This is a genomic window from Microvirga zambiensis WSM3693, assembly GCF_016735695.1.
Classification (GTDB): Bacteria; Pseudomonadota; Alphaproteobacteria; order Rhizobiales; family Beijerinckiaceae; genus Microvirga; species Microvirga zambiensis.
In genome coordinates this window covers 1-21,702 of sequence record NZ_JAERQD010000049.1, presented here as the reverse complement: position 1 = coordinate 21,702, position 21,702 = coordinate 1, and the positions used below count along the sequence as shown (strand labels likewise).

20 protein-coding genes and 1 tRNA gene are annotated in these 21,702 nt (G+C 64.9%); 18 read left to right on the top strand and 3 right to left on the bottom strand.

Annotation, left to right across the window (positions count from 1 at the left end; genetic code table 11):
* Positions 1-622: 622 nt before the first annotated feature.
* Positions 623-698: transfer RNA gene (locus tag JKL46_RS26310), tRNA-Ala, on the bottom strand.
* Between the two features lie 183 nt (positions 699-881).
* On the opposite strand from JKL46_RS26310, the gene JKL46_RS26305 reads away from it, so the two are divergent.
* From JKL46_RS26305 to folD, 3 genes are read left to right on the top strand one after another with little or no spacing between them, the layout of a single operon-like run.
* Complete coding sequence (locus JKL46_RS26305; RefSeq protein ID WP_201838835.1) at positions 882-1,172, top strand: YggT family protein; 291 nt, start codon at positions 882-884, stop codon at positions 1,170-1,172.
* A 4-nt stretch (positions 1,173-1,176) separates the two neighbouring features.
* Positions 1,177-1,500, top strand: a complete 324-nt coding sequence (locus tag JKL46_RS26300; protein WP_201838834.1) for a DUF167 family protein — start codon at positions 1,177-1,179, stop codon at positions 1,498-1,500.
* Positions 1,497-2,408 (top strand): bifunctional methylenetetrahydrofolate dehydrogenase/methenyltetrahydrofolate cyclohydrolase FolD, encoded by a 912-nt coding sequence (gene folD, locus JKL46_RS26295; protein WP_201838833.1) that lies wholly within the window; start codon positions 1,497-1,499, stop codon positions 2,406-2,408. Before JKL46_RS26300 ends, folD begins: the two co-directional genes overlap by 4 nt.
* 287 nt (positions 2,409-2,695) lie before the next feature.
* Here the strand turns inward: folD and JKL46_RS26290 are convergent, their stop codons facing one another.
* Positions 2,696-3,370, bottom strand: coding sequence for a hypothetical protein (locus JKL46_RS26290; RefSeq protein WP_201838832.1), 675 nt, complete (start codon positions 3,368-3,370; stop codon positions 2,696-2,698).
* A 132-nt stretch (positions 3,371-3,502) separates the two neighbouring features.
* On the bottom strand, positions 3,503-4,390 hold the full coding sequence (locus JKL46_RS26285) for a LysR family transcriptional regulator (protein ID WP_201838831.1): 888 nt from the start codon (positions 4,388-4,390) through the stop codon (positions 3,503-3,505).
* A gap of 203 nt (positions 4,391-4,593) precedes the next feature.
* Here JKL46_RS26285 and sdhC point away from each other — a divergent pair, with 203 nt between their 5' ends.
* The 15 genes from sdhC to JKL46_RS26210 all read left to right on the top strand — a co-directional run bounded on the left by sdhC (position 4,594) and on the right by JKL46_RS26210 (position 21,249).
* Complete coding sequence (sdhC, locus tag JKL46_RS26280; protein ID WP_201838830.1) at positions 4,594-4,989, top strand: succinate dehydrogenase, cytochrome b556 subunit; 396 nt, start codon at positions 4,594-4,596, stop codon at positions 4,987-4,989.
* 13 nt (positions 4,990-5,002) lie between these two features.
* Positions 5,003-5,422, top strand: a complete 420-nt coding sequence (gene sdhD / locus JKL46_RS26275) for a succinate dehydrogenase, hydrophobic membrane anchor protein (protein WP_201838829.1) — start codon at positions 5,003-5,005, stop codon at positions 5,420-5,422.
* Between the two features lie 11 nt (positions 5,423-5,433).
* Complete coding sequence (gene sdhA, locus JKL46_RS26270; RefSeq protein WP_201838827.1) at positions 5,434-7,257, top strand: succinate dehydrogenase flavoprotein subunit; 1,824 nt, start codon at positions 5,434-5,436, stop codon at positions 7,255-7,257.
* A gap of 124 nt (positions 7,258-7,381) precedes the next feature.
* Positions 7,382-8,164 (top strand): succinate dehydrogenase iron-sulfur subunit, encoded by a 783-nt coding sequence (locus tag JKL46_RS26265; RefSeq protein WP_201838825.1) that lies wholly within the window; start codon positions 7,382-7,384, stop codon positions 8,162-8,164.
* Between the two features lie 168 nt (positions 8,165-8,332).
* Positions 8,333-8,929 (top strand): AprI/Inh family metalloprotease inhibitor, encoded by a 597-nt coding sequence (locus JKL46_RS26260; RefSeq protein WP_201838823.1) that lies wholly within the window; start codon positions 8,333-8,335, stop codon positions 8,927-8,929.
* Positions 8,930-9,256: 327 nt separating this feature from the next.
* Positions 9,257-10,450 carry a cell division protein ZapE gene (gene zapE / locus JKL46_RS26255; protein ID WP_201838821.1) on the top strand — a complete coding sequence of 398 codons (1,194 nt, stop codon included), beginning with the start codon at positions 9,257-9,259 and terminating at the stop codon, positions 10,448-10,450.
* Positions 10,447-11,073, top strand: coding sequence for a TetR/AcrR family transcriptional regulator (locus JKL46_RS26250; protein WP_201838819.1), 627 nt, complete (start codon positions 10,447-10,449; stop codon positions 11,071-11,073). The genes zapE and JKL46_RS26250 overlap by 4 nt, the downstream gene beginning before the upstream one ends.
* Before the next feature lie 221 nt (positions 11,074-11,294).
* Positions 11,295-12,257 (top strand): malate dehydrogenase, encoded by a 963-nt coding sequence (gene mdh, locus JKL46_RS26245; RefSeq protein WP_201838817.1) that lies wholly within the window; start codon positions 11,295-11,297, stop codon positions 12,255-12,257.
* Positions 12,258-12,368: 111 nt separating this feature from the next.
* Positions 12,369-13,568 (top strand): ADP-forming succinate--CoA ligase subunit beta, encoded by a 1,200-nt coding sequence (sucC, locus tag JKL46_RS26240; protein WP_201838815.1) that lies wholly within the window; start codon positions 12,369-12,371, stop codon positions 13,566-13,568.
* Between the two features lie 12 nt (positions 13,569-13,580).
* On the top strand, positions 13,581-14,468 hold the full coding sequence (sucD, locus tag JKL46_RS26235; protein ID WP_201838814.1) for a succinate--CoA ligase subunit alpha: 888 nt from the start codon (positions 13,581-13,583) through the stop codon (positions 14,466-14,468).
* Between the two features lie 60 nt (positions 14,469-14,528).
* A complete protein-coding gene (locus tag JKL46_RS26230) occupies positions 14,529-17,489 on the top strand; it encodes a 2-oxoglutarate dehydrogenase E1 component (RefSeq protein ID WP_201838813.1) in 2,961 nt (986 codons plus the stop codon).
* 15 nt (positions 17,490-17,504) lie between these two features.
* Positions 17,505-17,825 (top strand): YciI family protein, encoded by a 321-nt coding sequence (locus JKL46_RS26225; RefSeq protein WP_201838812.1) that lies wholly within the window; start codon positions 17,505-17,507, stop codon positions 17,823-17,825.
* 26 nt (positions 17,826-17,851) lie between these two features.
* A complete protein-coding gene (odhB, locus tag JKL46_RS26220) occupies positions 17,852-19,096 on the top strand; it encodes a 2-oxoglutarate dehydrogenase complex dihydrolipoyllysine-residue succinyltransferase (RefSeq protein ID WP_201838811.1) in 1,245 nt (414 codons plus the stop codon).
* Positions 19,097-19,215: 119 nt separating this feature from the next.
* Entirely contained in the window at positions 19,216-20,616 is a 1,401-nt protein-coding gene (gene lpdA / locus JKL46_RS26215; RefSeq protein WP_201838810.1) for a dihydrolipoyl dehydrogenase, read from the top strand.
* Positions 20,617-20,625: 9 nt separating this feature from the next.
* Positions 20,626-21,249, top strand: coding sequence for a thymidine kinase (locus tag JKL46_RS26210; RefSeq protein WP_201838809.1), 624 nt, complete (start codon positions 20,626-20,628; stop codon positions 21,247-21,249).
* Positions 21,250-21,702: the final 453 nt, after the last annotated feature.

Here is a 21,702-nt window from a genome sequence, read left to right as displayed (position 1 = left end):
ACGTCCTGACTTTCATAGCCGTCCTTCGAGAAGGTGGCGACGAATTCTGACTTCCGATCGACCTGCAATGTGCAAGGAGTCGTAGGGCAGGTCAGGCCGGTTGAAGTCCGCATTGCCGCCGGCGGTTCAGAGTCGAAAGTGATCTGTTCGGTCGTGCCACGAGTAACCGTGGCGCAGGCGCCCAACGAAAGGCTGCCCGCGATAATAGCGAGTAGAGAAATACGCATTATTGCCCCCAGTCCCAGCTCCCGCTATACCTTTTACGCACGTTGGGAGCCCACGGGTTTCCGTTAGGGCAGGCAGCATCTAGCTAGCAGTAACATAGGTTAGTGGTCAAGCTGGCGGGCTGAGTCTGTGCTTTCTGAGGAACACTGGCTTTAGTCCAGGAGCATTTACTAAGCCCGGCAGCTAACTGTTTTCGAGGATCAGCTCGTCTTCAACGACTTGAACCAGCACGAAGGTGATGACCTCCTTGGGCGCTCGCCGAAAAGTTAGTCAATTCGATCTGACCAGTGGGCGAGAAGCCGGGAGATTTAGGGCTAAATTCTACACGTCCGCTTACCCATTGCTTACCCAACAATAGGTCTCTTGATGCGTATCTAAGCTAAGGCATTGAAAAGCTTGGTGGAGCTGAGGGGATTCGAACCCCTGACCTCTGCAGTGCGATTGCAGCGCTCTCCCATCTGAGCTACAGCCCCGGTCGATTGAATCGAGCCAAGTGGCGGAAGTTTTAGGCTTCCCGGCTTTGGTCTGTCAATCGGCTGGGCCGGCCAATTGGACGGCGGCCGGCAGGGGCGGATCGGGGCCGGTCGGTGCGGCCAGGGTTGTTCAGTCCCGCTTCAATCGTTACATGAGCTAAGCCGATCCCTGACAGGTTCCCTATGCGCGCGCTCCTCAATGTCATCCTGCTGGCCCTGCAGCTCTATACCTATCTCATCGTCGCCTCGGCGATCCTGAGCTGGCTCGTAGCCTTCAACGTGGTCAACACCCGCAACAATTTCGTCCGCTCGATCTGGACTTTCCTGGATGCGGTGACGGAGCCGGCCCTGAGGCCGATCCGCAGCATCCTGCCCAATCTCGGTGGGGTCGACATCTCGCCCATCATCCTGATTTTGCTCATCATCTTCATCCAGAACCTGATCGTCGACTACCTGATGCCGATCGCCTTCTAAGCGGATGGAGAGTTCGGCCTGGCGCGTTCGCTCCGACGGGCTCGAGGTCCGGGTGCGTGTGACGCCCAGGGGCGGTCGGGATGCCATCGACGGGGTCGAGATCCTCTCGGACGGCAGGGCGGTGCTGAAGGTGAGGGTCAGGGCCGCGCCGCATGACGGGGCGGCGAACGAGGGCGTGCGACGGCTCCTGGCCAAGAGCATGAAGCTGCCCGCCTCGGCTGTAAGCCTGGAGGCGGGCGCCTCCGCCCGGCTGAAGACCTTTTTGATTTCGGGCGAGGGTGACAGGATTGCCGCCACCCTTGCCGCTTTGACAGGACGGAGCCCATGACCGCCACCATCATCGACGGAAAAGCCTATGCCGAGGGTCTGCGCTCCCGCATTGCCGGAGCCGTCCGGACCCTGGCGGGGCAGGGGGTGACGCCGGGACTTGCGGTGGTGATCGTCGGCGAGGATCCGGCGAGCCAGCTCTATGTGAAGAACAAGGCGCGCCAGACCGTCGAGGTCGGCATGCGCTCCTTCGAGCACAAGCTGCCGGCCTCCACCTCCGAGACGGAGCTTCTGTCGCTCATCGCCCGGCTCAATGCCGATCCGGCGGTCGACGGCATCCTCGTGCAATTGCCGCTGCCGAAGCAGATCGATGCGCAGAAGGTGATCGAGGCGATCGATCCGGCAAAGGACGTGGACGGCTTCCACCCGATCAATGCCGGCAGGCTCATGACCGGCGTGCCGGGCCTCGTCTCTTGCACGCCCTTGGGGTGCCTGCTGCTGGCGCAATCGGTCCGGCGCGATCTTTCCGGTCTCAACGCCGTGGTGGTCGGACGCTCCAACATCGTCGGCAAGCCGCTGGCGCAGCTGCTGATCGCCCAGAGCTGCACGGTGACGGTGGCCCATTCGAAGACGCGCGACCTGCCGGATGTCTGCCGCAGCGCCGATCTTCTCGTCGCCGCCGTCGGCCGGCCCGAGATGGTGCGCGGCGACTGGGTCAAGCCCGGCGCCATCGTGATCGATGTGGGCATCAACCGGGTGCCGAACCCGGCCGCCGGCGATGGCAAGACCAAGGTGGTCGGCGACGTGGCCTATGCGGAAGCGGCCGAAGTCGCTTCCGCCATCACGCCCGTCCCCGGCGGCGTCGGCCCCATGACCATCGCTTGTCTTTTGCGCAACACGCTCGAAGCAGCCTGCCTCCGGCGCGGGCTCACGATGCCGGCGGTGGATTTCGCCGCGCAAGCGGGATGAATTTAGCTCCTAAGCTCAAAGGAACAGGCGCGACGGTGCCGTTTCCTCACCTCTCCCCGGATCTCGAGTGTTCCCGAGATCCATCTCTGCCGCCGCAGCTTCACCTCTCCCCGGTGGGGAGAGGTCGAGCGCAGCGAGGGTGAGGGGGCACCGCCTTCTCCGGATAGACCTGTAACCCCTCTCCCGCGCCTCCGGCGCGACCTCTCCCTCAAGGAGAGGTGAGGCAGCGCCAAACCTTCGTGGTCATCGCTCCCCACAAGGGGGAAGGGGCCCCATCGCCTGAGCAATCAATTCGCCGCGAAGCAATAGAACAGGCCGGCGCCGCCGGTGCCGCGCAGGGCGTCCTGGCTGCAGCCGCCGCGGGTGGCGTGGGACGAGTTCCACGACTTGGCCGGCGCCGAATCGTCGGTGCCCGTGCGGTCGTGATGGCCCGTCATGGCCGCGCCCTCCGTGCCGCTCTTCGTCCAGTTGCCGCAGGTCATGTCCTGATTGCCCGCAAAGGCCGTGCCGTCGGGCTGCGAGCCGGTGAGCATGTCGTGCTGGTTCGGCTGGTCGCCGCGGCCGTTCACCATGCCGCCCTTCTCGGTGATCGCCGTCTGCTTGGTGAGGTTGTTGCTGGGCCCATGCAGGTCCGCGACGTCCTTCGCGACGACGACGCCCTTCGCGTTCTGCCACGGCCCGCGTCCGATCCGGTCCTTGGCGTTGACGGCCGTCGCGCCGCCCGCGGCTTGCGTGGAGAGATAGGCGCGCCACACCTTGCCGCGAATGCCGGCGGCCTCGGCGAGGGTCTGGCAAATCCGGTCCGCGCCATCGAGTCCGCCGAGATCCGCGCCCTTTCCCGAACCGGCGCTGGTGATGAAGAACGTGGTCTCCTGCACGCTCTGGGCCTGGGCCGCCCCGATGGGAGCAAGCGTCAAGAGGCCGATGGCGGCGATAAGCGAAAGGCTGTCCGTTCCACGCATGTGTTTCCTCCTTGGAGATGTCGGGCCGTCCTTGTTCGAGACGGACGGCTCTACAGACAACTCGCCGAGGATAATCATTCCATCCTCACGGCGTTTTGAAGGCGCGCAGGCGTGAATTCCTAGAATGGCCGGTCAGGCCTCCTTGCGCAGATGCTCCACCAGTTGCCGTGCGGATGGCGGGAGGTCCTTCAGGGACCGGATGCAGAGCGTCAGGTCGCGGGCGGCCCAGGCGTCGTCCAGATCGACGGCGATGATGGATGCGGTGCGGGCGGCGCGGCGGGCGGTGGTTTCCGGCACGATGCCTAAACCCACGCCTGCCTCCACCATGCGGCAGACGGCATCGAAGCTGCGCAGCTGCACCCTCAGGCGGATCGGCTTGCCGATGCGGCTCGCCTTGCCGGCGAGAAAGCGCTGCAGGGCGCTCGCCCGGTCGAGGCCGACGAAATCGTGCTCCAGCACCTCGGCGAAGGGAATGCTCGCCTTGGCGGCGAGGGGATGGCCGTTCGGCACCACGAGGACGAAGCGGTCGCTGCGGAACGGATAGGTCTCGAGCCGGCCGGTATCGACCGTGCCCGCCACGATGCCGAGATCGCCGACGCCTTCCGCGATCAGCCCGACGATCTCGTCGCTGAGGCGTTCCTCCAGGTCGATGGAAACCTGCGGGTGGCTGGCGAGAAAGGAGCCGAGCACTTCCGGCAGGAACTCGGTCAGGGCGTTGGTGTTGGACAGGATCCGGATCTGGCCGGTCAGTCCGCCGGTATAGGAGCCGAGATCCTCGCGCAGGCGCTCGGCCTGGGCCAGCATGGCGCGGGCATGCTGCAGCAGGGTCCGCCCGGCGGGCGTGGGGGTCACGCCCTGACGGTTGCGTAGGAGGAGGGGGGCGCCGAGCGATTTCTCCATGTTGCGGATACGGGTGCTCGCGGCGGCGAGCGCGAGATGGGCTCTCTCGGCGCCGTGGGTGATGCTTCCCGCCTCCACCACGTGCCGGAAGAGGCTCAGATCGGTCAGGTCGAATTGCATAGGCTTCCTTCGTCATCCGCGAAGGTAGATAAGAATAATTAAAAATTGTGCGATAAGCGAGCTCGGAGGTATCTTCGCGGCTGACGAAGTGTGTCCTGTTGTTACCACCTTGGGCAGAAGGCGCATTGCGGTGTTGCCGCGCATCCGATACGAACCGTTCCAAACTACGGGCGACCCTTCGTCGCCGACCAGGAGTGACCATCATGGCTGAGGCGAAAGTGGCCCCGCGGCCCCTGTCCCCGCATCTTCAGGTTTACAAGTGGAGCTGGACGATGGCGATGTCCGTCGTCCATCGTCTCACGGGCATCGCGCTCTACGGCGGCATCGCGCTTTTCGCGATCTGGCTCGTGGCTCTCGCCTCCGGACCTTCGGCTTTCGATACCGTGCAATGGTTCTTCGGCTCGCCCCTCGGCTACCTGATCCTCTTCGTCTACACCTGGATCCTGATGCACCACATGCTTGGCGGCGTGCGCCACCTGGTCTGGGATTTCGGCTACGGCATGGAGGCCGATCAGCGCATCGCCATGGCCCGCTTCACCCTCATCGGCTCGGTCGCGCTCACGCTGGCGATCTGGGTCGTCGCCCTCATCGCTTTCTGAAGGAGCAGGACCCATGGCCGACAACAGGGCTGACACCCGCGTTTCCATGCGCACCCCGCTCGCCCGCGTAAAGGGCCTCGGCGCCGCCGGGCACGGCGTCGAGCATTGGTGGATCCACCGCGTCACGGCGGTGTCGAACGTGCCTCTCGTCATCGCCTTCGTGATCATCGTGGCGGCGCTCGCCGGCTCGCCCTCCTATCAGGAGGCGATCGCCATCATCTCGCATCCGCTCGTCGCGATCATCCTGATCCTCGCGGTCATCTCGGTGACCAATCACATGCGTCTCGGCATGCAGATCGTCATCGAAGACTACATCCATGACCGCATGCTCAAGATCGTCGCCGTCATGGCCAACAATTTCTATGCGGTGATCATCGCGGTGGCCTGCCTCTACGCCATCCTCAAGGTCAGCCTCGGCCGCATTCTGGTTTAAGGAATTCTCTCATGGCTCAAGCAACGAACGGCGCCGCCGTCAACGGCAAGGCCTACACCATCGTCGACCATACCTTCGACGTGGTGATCGTGGGTGCGGGCGGCGCGGGCCTGCGCGCCACCGTCGGCTGCTCGCAGGCGGGCCTGCGCACCGCCTGCATCACCAAAGTGTTCCCGACCCGCTCGCACACGGTCGCCGCACAGGGCGGCATCTCCGCCTCGCTCGGCAATATGGGGCCGGACGATTGGCGCTGGCATATGTACGACACCGTGAAGGGCTCGGACTGGCTCGGCGACCAGGACGCCATCGAATATCTCGTGCGCAATGCGCCGGCCGCGGTCTATGAGCTCGAGCATTGGGGCGTTCCGTTCTCGCGCACGGCCGAGGGCAAGATCTACCAGCGCCCGTTCGGCGGCATGACCACCGAGTTCGGCAAGGGCACCGCGCAGCGCACCTGCGCCGCCGCCGACCGCACGGGCCACGCGATCCTGCACACGCTCTACGGCCAGGCGGTGCGCAACCAGACCAACTTCTTCATCGAGTATTTCGCCCTCGACCTGATGATGGATTCCGACGGCCGCTGCATCGGCGTCGTCGCGCTCAACCAGTCGACCGGCGAGATCCACCGCTTCCGCGCCCACATGACGATCCTCGCCACCGGCGGCTACGGACGCGCCTATTTCTCCGCGACCTCGGCCCATACCTGCACCGGCGACGGCAACGCCATGGTGCTGCGCGCAGGCCTGCCGCTGCAGGACATGGAGTTCGTGCAGTTCCATCCGACCGGCATCTACGGCTCGGGCTGCCTCATCACCGAGGGGGCGCGCGGCGAGGGCGGCTATCTGACGAACTCGGAAGGCGAGCGCTTCATGGAGCGCTATGCGCCATCCGCGAAAGATCTCGCCTCCCGCGACGTGGTCTCGCGCGCCATGACCATGGAGATCCGTGCCGGCCGCGGCGTCGGCAAGAACAAGGACCACATCTATCTCCACCTCGACCATCTCGACCCGAAGATCCTGCACGAACGCCTGCCCGGCATCTCGGAGAGCGCGAAGATCTTCGCCGGCGTCGACGTGACGAAGGAGCCGATCCCGGTCCTGCCGACCGTGCACTACAACATGGGCGGCATCCCGACGAATTATCACGGCGAAGTGCTGACGCTCAAAAACGGCAACCCGGATACGGTGGTGCCGGGCCTGATGGCTTTGGGCGAGGCGGCCTGCGTGTCCGTGCACGGCGCCAACCGCCTCGGCTCGAACTCGCTCATCGATCTCGTGGTGTTCGGCCGCGCGGCGGGCCTGCGCTGCGCCGAGATCCTGGAGCCGAACGCGCGCCATGCGGATCTGCCCAAGAGCGCCGACGCGCTCGCGCTCTCGCGCCTCGACAAGTTCCGCTATGCCAACGGTTCCACCACCACCGCCGATCTGCGCATGCAGATGCAGCGCACCATGCAGAACAACTGCGCGGTGTTCCGCACCGGCGAGGTTCTGGAAGAGGGCGTGAAGCTCATCCACGACGTGTGGAGCGCGGCCGCCGACATCAAGGTCACGGACCGCTCGCTGATCTGGAACACCGACCTTCTCGAGACGCTGGAGTTCGACAACCTGATCGGGCAGGCCGTCGTCACCATGGAAGGCGCTGCGAACCGTCAGGAATCCCGCGGGGCGCATGCCCGCGAGGACTTCTCCGAGCGCGACGACAAGAACTGGATGAAGCACACCCTCGCCTGGCTCGACGACACCTCGCACAAGGTGACCCTCGATTACCGCCCGGTGCACACCTACACCATGTCGAACGACATCCAGTACATCGAGCCCAAGGCTCGCGTGTATTGACCAACACCCGTCATGGCCGGGCTTGTCCCGGCCATCCACGTCTTCCCACGCCAGTGCGCAGCAAAGGCGTGGATACCCGGCTCAGAGCGCCGGGCATGACGAAGTAGAGGCAAGGTAAGTCCTAATGGCTCAGTTTCAACTTCCCAAGAATTCCCGCTACACCGAAGGCAAGACCTGGCCGAAGCCGGAAGGTGCCTCGAACGTCCAGGAATTCCGCATCTACCGCTGGAACCCGGATGACGGGCAGAATCCGCGCATCGACACCTATTACGTCGACCGCGACGATTGCGGCCCGATGGTTCTCGATGCCCTGCTCTGGATCAAGAACAACGTCGACGCGACGCTGGTCTTCCGCCGCTCCTGCCGCGAGGGCATCTGCGGCTCCTGCGCCATGAACATCATGGGCGGCAACACGCTCGCCTGCACGCTCGGCATCGACGATTGCGGCTCGGGCGCGGTCAAGATCTATCCGCTGCCGCACATGCCGGTGCTGAAGGATCTGGTGCCGGACCTGACGAGCTTCTTCGCCCAGCATGCCTCCGTCGAGCCCTGGCTCCAGACCGAGACGCCGGCGCCGGAGACCGAGTGGCGTCAGACGCCGGAGGAGCGCTCGAAGCTCGACGGCCTCTACGAGTGCATTCTCTGCGCCTGCTGCACCACCTCCTGCCCGAGCTATTGGTGGAACGGCGACCGCTTCCTGGGCCCCGCAGCCCTGCTCCAGGCCTATCGCTGGCTGATCGATTCCCGCGACGAGGCCACCGGCGAGCGTCTCGACGACCTGCACGATCCGTTCCGGCTCTATCGCTGCCACACGATCATGAATTGTGCCAACACCTGCCCCAAGGGCCTCAACCCGGCCAAGGCCATCGCCGAGATCAAGAAGATGATGATCGCGCGCGCCGTGTGACGCTTCCTTGCAACAACTTGCGAAAAGGCGCCACGGGCGCCTTTTTTTGTGAATGGCGATCCCATATGTCGAAACCGGAACACGATTGGCCTGGGTTCATATTCCTCCCGATAACCTGAGCCGATACGATGAGCCGCCCTCAGGGGCGGCCTGAATTCGAGGACGACGATGACGAGATCTCTGTGGTTGACCGGCGCGGTGCTCTGCTCTGCCCTGGCGCTTGGCGCCTGTTCCTCGACCCGCCTCGGCGGTGCCACGGTTCCCGGCGCAGGCGCGGCGCCCATGATCGAGGCGCCGCCGGTCGAGGCCGTGCCCTCTGGGCCGATCGAGGCCGCTCCCCTGCCGCCGCTCGCCGGTGCGCCGCTGCCCTCGGACCCGATGGCACCGCCTCCTGCCGGCGGCACCGACATCGCCGGCCTGCCGCCGGCTCCGCCGCCGCCGACCATCGGCGGTCCGGCGCCTGCGCCAGCACCTGCTCCCGCCCCTTCGAGCCGCACCGCCATGGTCGGCAACTGGAGTGCCCAGACCTCGGGCGGTTCCTGCCGCATCCAGCTCTCGAGCTCTCCCTCGCTCGATCTCTATCGCGCCTCGGCCTCCGGCTGTTCGAACCAGGACCTGTCCAAGGTCAATGCCTGGGACTATCGCGACGGCGAGGTCTATCTCTACCAGACCGGCGGCGCGGTCGCCGCACGCCTGCGCGGTTCCTCGTCCTCGCTGAGCGGCGTTCTGGCGAAGTCGGGCGCGCCGCTGTCGCTGGCGCGGTGATTGGATGAAAGGTGCTGGGCATAAAGGTGAGGCGGCGCATGTCGTGCTCCCTCCATGCCATCACCGGCCTTGTGCCGGTGATCTCGATTAAGAAAAGCACGGCGTTTCACGGTATCGGGATGGCCGGCACAAGGCCGGCCATGACGTGGCGGGTTTGACGCAACGGTTTCACCCGGCGGCACCACCCCCACCCCTGACCCGTCCCTGCAAGGGGGGTAGAGCAGCGTTGGGCTTGTAATGGCCAGGCCCCATGGAAAGGCCGGTTCTCAGCGCAATCCGGCCAGCGGACGTTTGCGCTTACACGGTGAGAGAGGTATCGATCATCCCGTGAACGACACCTCCTTCTCCTCGCCCCACTCCATCTCGGCCCGGTACAACGCGCTCGTCGCGGCGGGCGCCATCGAGCGCGATCCGGCGCAGGTCGCCCTGCTCAGGCGTCTCGATACGCTTGCGGGGAGCCTCGCCAATCACCGCCTCGCCCGAAAACCCAGCGCGCTCGGCTGGCTCTTCGGCAAGAAGAGCGCCGCTGCCCCGAAGGGCCTCTATGTCTGGGGCTCGGTCGGCCGCGGCAAGACCATGCTGATGGACCTGTTCTTCGAGGCGCTCACCGTCAGGCGCAAGCGGCGGGTGCATTTCCATGCCTTCATGGCCGATGTGCACGAGCGCATCCACGTCTATCGCCAGAAGCTCAAGAACGGCGAGGTCTCGGGCGACGATCCGATCACGCCCGTTGCCGAGGCGCTCGCCGACGAGGCCTGGGTGCTCTGCTTCGACGAGTTCACCGTCACCGACATCGCCGATGCCATGATCCTCGGGCGCCTGTTCACGGCGCTCTTCGCCCGTGGCGTGGTGGTGGTGGCGACCTCGAACGTGGAGCCGGACCGGCTCTACGAGGGCGGTCTCAACCGCTCGCTGTTCCTGCCCTTCATCGCGCTCCTGCAGGAGCGGATGGATGTGGTGAAGCTCGAATCCCGCACCGATTTCCGGCTGGAAAAGCTCGCCGGCAGTCCCGTCTTCTATGCGCCCGCCGACGAGCGCTCGCACGAGGCCCTGACCCGCGCCTTCAAGAGCCTCACCGGCCGCGAGCAGGGCAAGCCGATGACTCTGACCGTCAAGGGCCATCCGGTGGAGGTGCCGCAGGCCGCCGGCGGCGTGGCGCGTTTCTCCTTCCTGGATCTGTGCTCGAAGCCGCTCGGCGCCGCCGACTATCTCGCCGTCGCCGAGGACTTTCACACAATCATCCTGGAGAACATTCCCACGATGTCCTTCGAGCGCCGCAACGAGGCGAAGCGCTTCATCCTGCTCATCGACGCCCTCTACGATGCCCATGTGAAGCTCCTCGCTTCCGCCGAGGCCGAGGTGCATGAGCTCTATCACGCCGATTCCGGCCGCGAGGCCTTCGAGTTCGACCGCACCGTCTCGCGCCTGATCGAGATGCGTTCCGAGGAATACCTGTCCCTGCCCCATGGCCGCTCGGATTCCGAAGCCTCCGGCGACACGACCGGACTTGCGGAGACATGAAGCGGCCCGTCGGCGCGGCGCGACAGGCGGATCTCGCTCCGGCCGATTCCCGGCTTCTCGCCATCGCCGCCGACCAGCTGAAGGAGTTCGGGCCGAAGCATATCACGGTGGTCGGCATCGCCGATGCGGCCGGCATGACCCATGCCAACGTCTATCGCTACTTCGCCAACAAGGCGGCTCTCATCGATGCGGTGGCCGGCCAGTGGCTGCGCGGGCTGGAGGCCACCATCGCCGAGATCGCGGATTCGCCCGATCCGGCCGACGACAAGCTCGAGCGCCTGATCCAGGCCTGGGCCCGGGTCCACCGGGAGCTGCTGACCGAGGACCGGCACCTTTTCGACGTCTATTGCACCGCGACCGAGACCTCGCGCCCCCTCGTGCGCAAGCACCGGGCACGGATGCGCCAGCTGATCGAGCGGGTGCTGGACGAGGGCATCGTCACGGGCAAGTTCGACCCCCGGGACCGCGAGAAGGCCCATGCCTTCATCACCGATGCGGTCTATCGCTTCATCAATCCCCTGACCGTCCGCCTCGACGCGGAGGTGCCGCTGGACATCCTCAATCCGCGCCTTGCGACTGTGATCCGGGTGGTCCTGCGGGCGCTGGCGAACGGAAGCGTGTAGCGCCAGTTACAATTTTTGAAATTTGTAACGAGAAAATTATCTCACCTTGAATCGGCCCAAAGCATTGAACTGCAAAGATATTTTCAAAACGTTAAGCTTCATCTGCCTTTTACTTAGGCGCAAAGCCTTATCCGTTAATCTTTTGCTCGCTTGATGGCCGCCCATCTCTTGTGTCAAACAGCGCCACCTCAAAGGCTCGTGCCAAAACCCAAGGACAGACTATGGCCCGGAAAAAGATCGCGCTCATCGGTGCAGGCCAGATCGGCGGAACGCTCGCCCATCTCGTCGGCTTGAAGGAACTCGGCGACGTCGTGCTCTTCGACATCGCGGAAGGCATCCCCCAGGGCAAAGGTCTCGATATCGCGGAATCCGCGCCGGTCGACGGGTTCGATGCCAAGTACAAGGGCGCGAACGATTACTCCGCCATCGAAGGCGCCGACGTGATCATCGTCACCGCCGGCGTGCCGCGCAAGCCCGGCATGAGCCGCGACGACCTGATCGGCATCAACCTGAAGGTCATGGAAGCGGTCGGCGGCGGCATCAAGCAATATGCCCCGAACGCCTTCGTCATCTGCATCACCAACCCGCTCGATGCCATGGTCTGGGCGCTGCAGAAGTTCTCCGGCCTGAAGCCGGAAAAGATCGTCGGCATGGCCGGCGTGCTCGACAGCGCCCGCTTCCGCCACTTCCTCGCTGAAGAATTCAACGTGTCGGTCGAGGACGTGACCGCCTTCGTGCTCGGCGGCCACGGCGACGACATGGTGCCGCTGGTGCGCTACTCCACGGTTGCCGGCGTGCCGCTGCCCGACCTCGTGAAGATGGGCTGGACGTCTCAGGAAAAGCTCGACGCCATGGTCGAGCGCACCCGAAAAGGCGGCGGCGAGATCGTCAACCTGCTCAAGACCGGCTCCGCCTTCTATGCGCCGGCGGCGTCGGCCATCGCCATGGCCGAGAGCTATCTCAAGGACAAGAAGCGCGTCCTGCCCTGCGCTGCTTACCTGAACGGCCAGTACGGCGTGAAGGACATGTTCGTGGGCGTGCCGATCGTGATCGGCGAGAACGGCGTCGAGCGCATCGTCGAGGTCGCGTTCTCCGCCGACGAGAAGGCCATGTTCGAGAAGTCCGTCGCCTCGGTGCAGGGCCTCGTCGACGCCTGCAAGCAGATCAACCCGGCTCTGAAGTAGACATCGCACGTCATGGCCGCACTTGATGCGGCCATCCACGTCTTTACTCGCCACGCTCGTTTAAGGCGTGGGTGCCCGGGCCAAGCCCGGGCATGACGAAGAGGAAAACAGATGAACATCCATGAATATCAAGGCAAGGCGGTCCTGAAGGAATTCGGCCTTCCCGTCTCCCGCGGCGTTGCCATCTTCTCGCCCGACGAGGCGGAAGCTGCTGCCAAGGAGCTCGGCGGCCCGCTCTGGGTCGTGAAGTCCCAGATCCATGCAGGCGGCCGCGGCAAGGGCAAGTTCAAGGAAGCCGCAGCCGGCGAGAAGGGCGGCGTGCGCCTCGCCAAGTCCGTGGATGAGGTCAAGGAATTCGCGCGTCAAATGCTCGGCAACACGCTGGTCACGATCCAGACGGGCGAGGCCGGCAAGCAGGTCAACCGCCTCTATATCGAGGACGGCTCCGATATCGACACCGAGCTCTATCTCTCGATGCTCGTCGACCGCGCCACCGGCCAGGTCGCCTTCGTCGTCTCGACGGAAGGCGGCATGGATATCGAGCAGGTCGCGCACGACACCCCCGAGAAGATCCTCACCTTCTCCATCGATCCGGCCACCGGCGTGATGCCGCATCACGGCCGCACGGTCGCCAAGGCGCTGGGCCTCAAAGGTTCGCTCGCCAAGGAAGCCGAGGATCTGGTGACCAAGCTCTACACGGCCTTCATCGCGAAGGACATGGAGATGCTCGAGATCAACCCGCTGATCGTCACCAAGGATCAGCACCTCAAGTGCCTCGACGCCAAGATCTCCTTCGACGGCAACGCCCTCTACCGTCACCCCGACGTGGTCGCCCTTCGCGACATCACGGAGGAGGACGAGAAGGAAATCGAGGCCTCCAAGTTCGATCTCGCCTATATCGCGCTCGACGGCACGATCGGCTGCATGGTCAACGGCGCGGGCCTTGCCATGGCGACCCTCGACATCATCAAGCTCTACGGCGAGGAGCCGGCGAACTTCCTGGACGTCGGCGGCGGCGCATCGGAAGAGAAGGTGACGGCGGCGTTCAAGATCATCACTGCCGATCCGAACGTGAAGGGCATCCTGGTCAACATCTTCGGCGGCATCATGAAGTGCGACGTCATCGCCCGCGGCGTTCTCGCGGCGGTGAAGGCGGTCGGCCTGCAGGTTCCGCTGGTGGTGCGCCTCGAGGGCACCAACGTGGAAGAGGGCAAAAAGATCATCCGCGAATCCGGCCTCAACGTGATCCCGGCGGACGACCTCGACGACGCCGCCCAGAAGATCGTGAACGCCGTGCGCGGCGGAAAGTAAGGTTTCGAGCTGATGTCCATTCTCATCAACAAAGACACGAAGGTCATCTGCCAGGGCTTCACCGGCAAGAACGGGACCTTCCATTCCGAGCAGGCCATCGCCTACGGCACCAAGATGGTCGGCGGCACCTCGCCCGGCAAAGGCGGCTCGACGCATCTGAACCTGCCCGTGTTCGACACGGTCATGGAAGCGCGTGAGAAGACCGGCGCCGACGCGTCTGTCGTCTACGTTCCGCCGCCGGGCGCGGCCGACGCCATCTGCGAGGCGATCCAGGCGGAGATCCCGCTCATCGTCTGCATCACGGAAGGCATTCCGGTGCTCGACATGGTGCGCGTGAAGCGGGCCCTCGTGGGCTCCAAGTCGCGCCTCGTCGGCCCGAACTGCCCCGGCATCGTCACGGCGGGCGAGTCGAAGATCGGCATCATGCCGGCGAACATCTTCAAGCCCGGCTCGGTCGGCATCGTGTCGCGCTCCGGCACGCTCACCTACGAGGCCGTGTTCCAGACCACCAATGAAGGCCTCGGCCAGACGACGGCGGTCGGCATCGGCGGCGATCCGGTGAAGGGCACCGAGTTCATCGAGATGCTCGACATGTTCCTCTCCGACCCGAAGACCCAGTCGATCGTGATGATCGGCGAGATCGGCGGCTCGGCCGAGGAAGAGGCGGCCGAGTTCATCGCCCGCGAAGCCAAGAAGGGCCGCAAGAAGCCGATGGTCGGCTTCATCGCCGGCCGCACGGCGCCTCCGGGCCGCCGCATGGGCCATGCCGGCGCCATCATCTCCGGCGGCAAGGGCGGAGCCGAGGACAAGATCGCCGCCATGGAGGCCGCGGGCATCCGCGTGTCGCCTTCGCCGGCGCGCCTCGGCAAGACCCTGGTCGAGGTTCTCAAGGGCAAGTAACCGACAAACGGCCGCCCCGGATCCGGGGCGGCCCACCGTCATTTTGGATCGAGTATTGTCATGGCACGCCAAGACGCCAACCAAAACCTCCTGAACACCGCTTTCCTCTATGGGGCGAACGCGTCCTATATCGAGGATCTTCAGGCCCGCTACGAGAAAGACCCCGCCTCGGTCGATGCCGAGTGGCAGGCTTTCTTCGGCGCCTTGAAGGACGACAAGCAGGCTGTCGAGAAGGCGGCCAAAGGCCCGTCCTGGGAAAAGCCGAACTGGCCGATCCACGCCAATGGCGACCTCGTCTCCGCCCTCGACGGCAACTGGGCCCAGATCGAGAAGGCGGTCGGCGACAAGATCAAGGCGAAGGCCGAGACCAAGGGCGCCGAGATCAGCCAGGTCGACGTGCAGCAGGCGACGCGCGATTCCATTCGCGCCATCATGCTGATCCGCGCCTATCGCGTGCGCGGCCACCTGCATGCCAAGCTCGATCCGCTCGACATCAACCCGCGCCCGAACGATCAGGAGCTGCATCCGTCCCATTACGGCTTCACGGAAGCCGACTGGGACCGCAAGATCTTCCTCGACAACGTGCTCGGCCTCGAATTCGGCACGGTCCGCCAGATCGTCGGCATCCTGGAGCGCACCTATTGCCAGACGCTCGGCGTCGAGTTCATGCACATCTCCGATCCGGTCGAAAAGGCCTGGATCCAGGAGCGCATCGAAGGTCCGGACAAGGAAATCTCCTTCACCAAGGAAGGCAAGCGCGCCATCCTCAACAAGCTCGTCGAGGCGGAAGGCTTCGAGAAGTTTCTGGACGTGCGCTACACCGGCACCAAGCGCTTCGGCCTCGACGGCGGTGAATCCCTCATTCCGGCGCTCGAGCAGATCATCAAGCGCGGCGGCAATCTCGGCGTGAAGGAGATCGTGTTCGGCATGGCCCATCGCGGCCGCCTGAACGTGCTGACCCAGGTGATGGGCAAGCCGCACCGGGCACTGTTCCACGAGTTCAAGGGCGGCTCCTACGCCCCCGACGACGTGGAAGGCTCCGGCGACGTGAAGTACCATCTCGGCGCTTCCTCCGACCGCATCTTCGACGGCAACAACGTCCACCTGTCGCTCACCGCCAACCCGTCGCATCTCGAGATCGTCGATCCGGTGGTGCTCGGCAAGGTGCGCGCCAAGCAGGACCAGCACGGCTGCTCGCCCGACAACCGCACAGCGGTGATGCCGCTCCTCATCCACGGCGATGCGGCCTTCGCGGGCCAGGGCGTGGTGGCGGAATGCCTCGGGTTGTCTGGTCTTCGCGGCCACCGCACCGGCGGCTCGATCCACTTCATCATCAACAACCAGATCGGCTTCACCACCGATCCGCGCTTCTCGCGTTCCTCGCCCTATCCGTCCGACGTGGCGAAGATGGTCGAGGCGCCGATCTTCCACGTGAACGGCGACGATCCGGAAGCCGTCACCTTCGCGGCGAAGGTCGCGGCGGAATACCGTCAGCGCTTCCAGAAGCCTGTCGTCATCGACATGTTCTGCTACCGCCGCTTCGGCCACAACGAGGGCGACGAGCCGGCCTTCACCCAGCCGCTCATGTACCGCAAGATCCGCTCGCATCCGGCGATCGTCGAGCTCTATTCCAAGAAGCTCGTCACTGAAGGCGTCCTCACCCAGGCCGAGGTCGAGGAGATGAAGTCGAGCTGGCGCTCGAAGCTCGATGCCGAATTCGACATCGCCTCCAACTACAAGCCCAACAAGGCCGACTGGCTCGACGGACGCTGGTCGGGATTGAAGGCTGTGCGCGAGGACCAGGACGATCCGCGCCGCGGCCAGACCGGCATCTCGGTCGAGGCCATCCAGCAGATCGGCAAGGCGCTCACCACGATTCCGGAGGGCTTCCACCTTCACCGCACGATCCAGCGCTTCCTCGACAACCGAAAGAAGATGCTGGAGACGGGCGAGGGCATCGACTGGGCCATGGCCGAGGCGCTCGCCTTCGGCTCGCTCCTCATCGAAGGCCATCGCGTGCGCCTCTCCGGTCAGGACGTGGAGCGCGGCACCTTCTCGCAGCGCCACACCGTTCTCACCGACCAGGAGAACGAGGAGCGTTATACCAACCTCAACCACATCAGCGAGAACCAGGCCCGCTACGAGGTCATCAACTCGATGCTCTCGGAAGAGGCGGTGCTCGGCTTCGAGTACGGCTACACCCTCTCGGAGCCCAACGCTCTCACCCTGTGGGAAGCGCAGTTCGGCGATTTCGCCAACGGCGCGCAGGTGGTGTTCGACCAGTTCATCTCGTCCGGCGAGCGCAAGTGGCTGCGCATGTCCGGCCTCGTCTGCCTGCTGCCGCACGGCTATGAGGGCCAGGGTCCGGAGCACTCCTCCGCCCGCCTCGAGCGCTGGCTGCAGATGTGCGCCGAGGACAACATGCAGGTGGGATACTGCTCGACGCCGTCGAACTACTTCCACATCCTGCGCCGTCAGCTGAAGCGCGACTTCCGCAAGCCCCTGATCCTGATGACGCCGAAGTCGCTGCTGCGCCACAAGCGCTGCACCTCGACCATCGCCGACATCTCGGAAGGCACGCATTTCCACCGCGTGCTGCAGGACGATGCTCAGATCGGGCGCGAGGGCTTCAAGCTGGTCAAGGACGACAAGATCCGGCGGGTGGTGATCTGCACGGGCAAGGTCTATTTCGACCTGCTCGAGGATCGCGAGAAGCGGGGCATCGACGATGTCTACCTCCTGCGCGTCGAGCAGCTCTATCCGTTCCCGGCGAAGTCGCTGGCAGCCGAGCTCGCCCGCTTCAAGAAGGCCGACGTGGTGTGGTGCCAGGAAGAGCCCAAGAACATGGGCTCCTGGACCTTCGTCGAGCCCTATCTCGAATGGGCGCTCAAGACGGCAGGCGCCAAGGTCGACCGTCCCCGCTATGTGGGACGTCCCGCTTCCGCCGCGACGGCGACCGGCCTGATGTCCAAGCATCAGGCCCAGCTGCAGGCCTTCCTCGACGAGGCCTTCGCCGCCTGACCGGAGCACCAGGGCATGCCGTTTTTTCTCTGCAGGCTTCTGCCTCCAAGGCCGACCTTCCCCGCCGACATGACGGGGGAGGAGGCTCGCCTGATGCAGGACCATGCAGCGTACTGGCAACGGGCAGCCGATAAGGGAGAGGCCGTGATCGTCGGCCCGGTCCTCGATCCTGCGGGAGTCTGGGGCCTGGCCATCGTGGAGGTGAGCGATCCGGCGGCGGCTTCCGCTCTGACGGAGTTCGACCCGCTGATCCGCTCCGGCCGCGGCTTCCGATACGACATCCATCCGATTCCGCAGGCCATCCTGCGGACGACCCACCAACCCAGCCCTCTGTAAGATGGGCCGTCCCTAAGGCGTAACTCATGGCAACCGAAATCCGCGTACCCACTCTCGGCGAATCCGTTTCAGAGGCCACCATCGGCCGCTGGTTCAAGAAGCCGGGCGACCCCGTGAAGGCCGACGAGCCGGTGCTGGAGCTCGAGACCGACAAGGTGACCCTCGAGGTGAACGCTCCCGCGAGCGGTACGCTGGGCGACATCGTCGCCAAGGACGGCGAAACGGTAAGCCCCGGCGCCGTGCTCGGCTCCGTCATCGAAGGTGGCGCTGCCGCCGCTGCTGCCCCTGCGGCCGCACCGAAGGCGGAGGCTCCCAAGGCCGCGGCTCCGGCACCCGCTCCCGCCGCTGCGCCCGCACCTGCAGCGGCCGCCGCCTCCCGTGACAACGGTCCCGCCGTAGCGCGCCTTGCCGCCGAGAGCGGCGTCAGCCCCGCAGGCGTCGCGGGTTCGGGCAAGGACGGCCGCGTGACCAAGGGCGACATGCTCGCCGCCATCGCCACGGGCGGCGCTTCGGCGCCTGCGCCCGCTGCTGCTCCGGTCCAGGTCCGCGCTCCTTCCGCGCCGGTCGATGCCGAGCGCGAAGAGCGCGTGAAGATGACGAAGCTGCGCCAGACCATCGCGCGCCGCCTGAAGGACGCCCAGAACAGCGCCGCCATGCTCACCACGTTCAACGACGTGGACATGAGCGCGGTGATGTCCTTACGCAGCCAGTACAAGGACGTGTTCGAGAAGAAGCACGGCACCAAGCTCGGCTTCATGGGCTTCTTCACCAAGGCCGTGATCCAGGCGCTCAAGGACGTGCCCGCAGTCAACGCCGAGATCGACGGCCAGGATCTCGTCTACAAGAACTACTACCACATCGGCATCGCGGTCGGCACCGAGAAGGGCCTCGTGGTGCCCGTGGTGCGCGATGCGGATCTGCTCTCCGTCGCCGGCATCGAGAAGAAGATCGCCGATTTCGGCAAGCGGGCGCGAGACGGCAAGCTCGGCATCGACGAGATGCAGGGCGGCACCTTCACCATCACCAATGGTGGCATCTACGGCTCGCTCATGTCGACGCCGATCCTGAACGCGCCGCAATCGGGCATTCTCGGCATGCATCGCATCGAGGACCGCCCGGTGGTGCGCAACGGCCAGGTCGTCATCCGCCCGATGATGTATCTCGCGCTCTCCTACGATCACCGCATCGTCGACGGCAAGGAAGCCGTGACCTTCCTCGTGCGGGTCAAGGAGGCGCTGGAAGATCCGGCCCGCCTCGTGCTCGACCTGTAAGAACAATGCCCATTTAGCGTCGTGGCCGGTTCGTCCCGGCCATCCACGCCTTCCAACGCAAAGCAAAGACGTGGATGCCCGGATCAAGTCCGGGCATGACGTTTAAGTGGAGACAACCAATGTCCTACGATCTCATCGTCATCGGCACCGGTCCCGGCGGCTATGTCTGCGCCATCCGCGCCGCGCAGCTCGGCCTCAAGACCGCCGTCGTCGAGAAGCGCAAGACCCATGGCGGCACCTGCCTCAACGTGGGCTGCATTCCCTCGAAGGCGCTGCTGCATGCCTCGCACATGTTCGAGGACGCGCGCGACCACTTCGCCGGTCTCGGCATCGGCGTTTCCGCGCCCACCCTCGATCTCAAGACGATGCAGTCCTTCAAGCAGGAAGGCGTCGACGGCAACGTGAAGGGCGTCGAGTTCCTGCTCAAGAAGAACAAGATCGATGCCTTCTTCGGCACCGCGCGCATCGCCGCTCCCGGCCAGGTCGAAGTGACCGCCGAGGACGGCTCGAACCAGGTGCTCGAGACGAAGAACATCGTCATCGCCACGGGCTCAGACGTGACGCGCCTGCCGGGCGTCGAGATCGACGAGAAGGTGGTCGTCTCCTCCACCGGCGCGCTCGAACTCGAGAGCGTGCCGAAGCGCCTCGTGGTCATCGGCGCCGGCGTGATCGGCCTGGAGCTCGGATCGGTGTGGCGCCGCCTCGGCTCGGAAGTGATCGTGGTGGAATATCTCGACCGCATCCTGCCCGGCATGGACGGCGAGGTCGCCAAGAACTTCCAGCGCATCCTGGGCAAGCAGGGCTTCCAGTTCAAGCTCGGCTCCAAGGTCACCAAGGTCGAGAACACGGGCAAGGGCGCGACGCTCACCTTCGAGCCCGCCGCCGGCGGAACGCCTGAGACCATCGAGGCCGACGTGGTGCTCGTCGCCATCGGCCGCGTGCCGTATACGCAGGGTCTCGGCCTCGATCATGTGGGCGTCCAGCTCGACAATCGCGGCCGCATCCAGACGGACGCGCATTTCTCCACCAACGTCACCGGCATCTACGCCATCGGCGATGTGATCGCCGGCCCGATGCTCGCGCATAAGGCCGAGGATGAGGGTGTTGCCGTTGCGGAAATCATTGCCGGCAAGGCAGGCCACGTGAATTACGACGTGATCCCGAGCGTGGTCTATACCTTCCCGGAGGTCGCCTCCATCGGCAAGACCGAGGAAGAGTTGAAGGCTGCGGGCATCGCCTACAATGTCGGCAAGTTCCCCTTCACCGCCAATGGACGCGCCAAGGTCAACCGCACCACGGACGGCTTCGTGAAGATTTTGGCCGATGCCGGCACCGACAAGGTGCTCGGCGTCCACATCATCGGCCCGGAGGCGGGCAACCTGATCCACGAGGCGGCGATCACCATGGAGTTCGGCGGATCCTCCGAGGACATGGCCCGCACCTGTCACGCGCATCCGACGCTCGCGGAAGCTGTGAAGGAAGCGGCGATGGCCGTCGAAAAGCGCGCCATCCATATGTAATATGGATTCATGGCAAAGCTTCACTTCATCTACTCGGTGATGAATGCAGGCAAGACGACCCATCTCCTGCAGGTTCGCTACAATTACATCGAGAATGGCGGCCACGTGCTGCTGTTCACGAGCCTGATCGACGACCGTTTCGGCGTCGGCAAGGTGAAATCCCGCATCGGCCTCGAGGCCGATGCGATTCCCCTGAAGAAGGGCGACGACATCGCGGCCATCGTCTCGGCCGAACAGGCGAAGAAGCCGGTGACGGTTGTTCTGATCGACGAAGTCCAGTTCATGACGGCGGAGCAGGTGAGGCAGCTCGCCTGGATCGTCGACGAGCTGAACGTCCCGGTCATGGCCTATGGGCTGAAGAACAACGTCTACGGCACGCTGTTCAGCGACGCCATCATCACGATGATGGCGCTGGCCCAGGATTTCCAGGAGATCAAGCAGCTCTGCCATTGCGGCCGCAAGGCCACGATGATCCTGAAATACGACCGCAACGGCGAGGCCGTGCGCTCCGGCGAGGTGGTCGAGATCGGCGGCGAGGGCCGCTACGTCTCCGTCTGCCGGCCGCATTGGACAGCGGGCGATATCGGGCCGGCGGCAAGGCAGCTGCTGGCACAGCCGGTGGCGGCGGAGTAACGCCGCAGCATTCTCCGGCATGGCCGGGAATGACACCCTCTCCCATCATCCCCGTACCCTCCGCCGTCATGCCCGGGCTTGTCCCGGGGATCCACACCTTGGAAGCGCTGCAGTTCCTCAAGACGTGGGTGGCCGCACCAAGTGCGGCCATGACGGCGAGGGTGTCATACCAGGCGGCCGCAGTCCGGGAATGACGCGACCCCTCATGGCACCCTCTCCGTCAAGCGACCCTCTGCTGTCACCCATCCTCTCCCGTCATCCCCATCCCCGCGCCGTCATGCCCGGGCTTGTCCCGGGCACCCACGTCTTGGCAACGGGGTGGTTCTCGAAGACGTGGGTGGCCGCACCAAGTGCGGCCATGACGCCGAGGGGACGAGGGGCGAGGCGGCAGGACGGAAGCGTGATGTTATGTTCTCACTTTGTTCTTGACATCATTCCCAATCTTGGCTATAT

Bases quoted from the DNA above. Each gene is read 5' to 3' on its own strand.
- JKL46_RS26305 (WP_201838835.1), top strand. From the start codon at position 882: ATGCGCGCGCTCCTCAATGTCATCCTGCTGGCCCTGCAGCTCTATACC.
- JKL46_RS26300 (WP_201838834.1), top strand. From the start codon at position 1,177: ATGGAGAGTTCGGCCTGGCGCGTTCGCTCCGACGGGCTCGAGGTCCGG.
- folD (WP_201838833.1), top strand. From the start codon at position 1,497: ATGACCGCCACCATCATCGACGGAAAAGCCTATGCCGAGGGTCTGCGC.
- JKL46_RS26290 (WP_201838832.1), bottom strand. From the start codon at position 3,370: ATGCGTGGAACGGACAGCCTTTCGCTTATCGCCGCCATCGGCCTCTTG.
- JKL46_RS26285 (WP_201838831.1), bottom strand. From the start codon at position 4,390: ATGCAATTCGACCTGACCGATCTGAGCCTCTTCCGGCACGTGGTGGAG.
- sdhC (WP_201838830.1), top strand. From the start codon at position 4,594: ATGGCTGAGGCGAAAGTGGCCCCGCGGCCCCTGTCCCCGCATCTTCAG.
- sdhD (WP_201838829.1), top strand. From the start codon at position 5,003: ATGGCCGACAACAGGGCTGACACCCGCGTTTCCATGCGCACCCCGCTC.
- sdhA (WP_201838827.1), top strand. From the start codon at position 5,434: ATGGCTCAAGCAACGAACGGCGCCGCCGTCAACGGCAAGGCCTACACC.
- JKL46_RS26265 (WP_201838825.1), top strand. From the start codon at position 7,382: ATGGCTCAGTTTCAACTTCCCAAGAATTCCCGCTACACCGAAGGCAAG.
- JKL46_RS26260 (WP_201838823.1), top strand. From the start codon at position 8,333: ATGACGAGATCTCTGTGGTTGACCGGCGCGGTGCTCTGCTCTGCCCTG.
- JKL46_RS26250 (WP_201838819.1), top strand. From the start codon at position 10,447: ATGAAGCGGCCCGTCGGCGCGGCGCGACAGGCGGATCTCGCTCCGGCC.
- mdh (WP_201838817.1), top strand. From the start codon at position 11,295: ATGGCCCGGAAAAAGATCGCGCTCATCGGTGCAGGCCAGATCGGCGGA.
- sucC (WP_201838815.1), top strand. From the start codon at position 12,369: ATGAACATCCATGAATATCAAGGCAAGGCGGTCCTGAAGGAATTCGGC.
- sucD (WP_201838814.1), top strand. From the start codon at position 13,581: ATGTCCATTCTCATCAACAAAGACACGAAGGTCATCTGCCAGGGCTTC.
- JKL46_RS26230 (WP_201838813.1), top strand. From the start codon at position 14,529: ATGGCACGCCAAGACGCCAACCAAAACCTCCTGAACACCGCTTTCCTC.
- JKL46_RS26225 (WP_201838812.1), top strand. From the start codon at position 17,505: ATGCCGTTTTTTCTCTGCAGGCTTCTGCCTCCAAGGCCGACCTTCCCC.
- odhB (WP_201838811.1), top strand. From the start codon at position 17,852: ATGGCAACCGAAATCCGCGTACCCACTCTCGGCGAATCCGTTTCAGAG.
- lpdA (WP_201838810.1), top strand. From the start codon at position 19,216: ATGTCCTACGATCTCATCGTCATCGGCACCGGTCCCGGCGGCTATGTC.
- JKL46_RS26210 (WP_201838809.1), top strand. From the start codon at position 20,626: ATGGCAAAGCTTCACTTCATCTACTCGGTGATGAATGCAGGCAAGACG.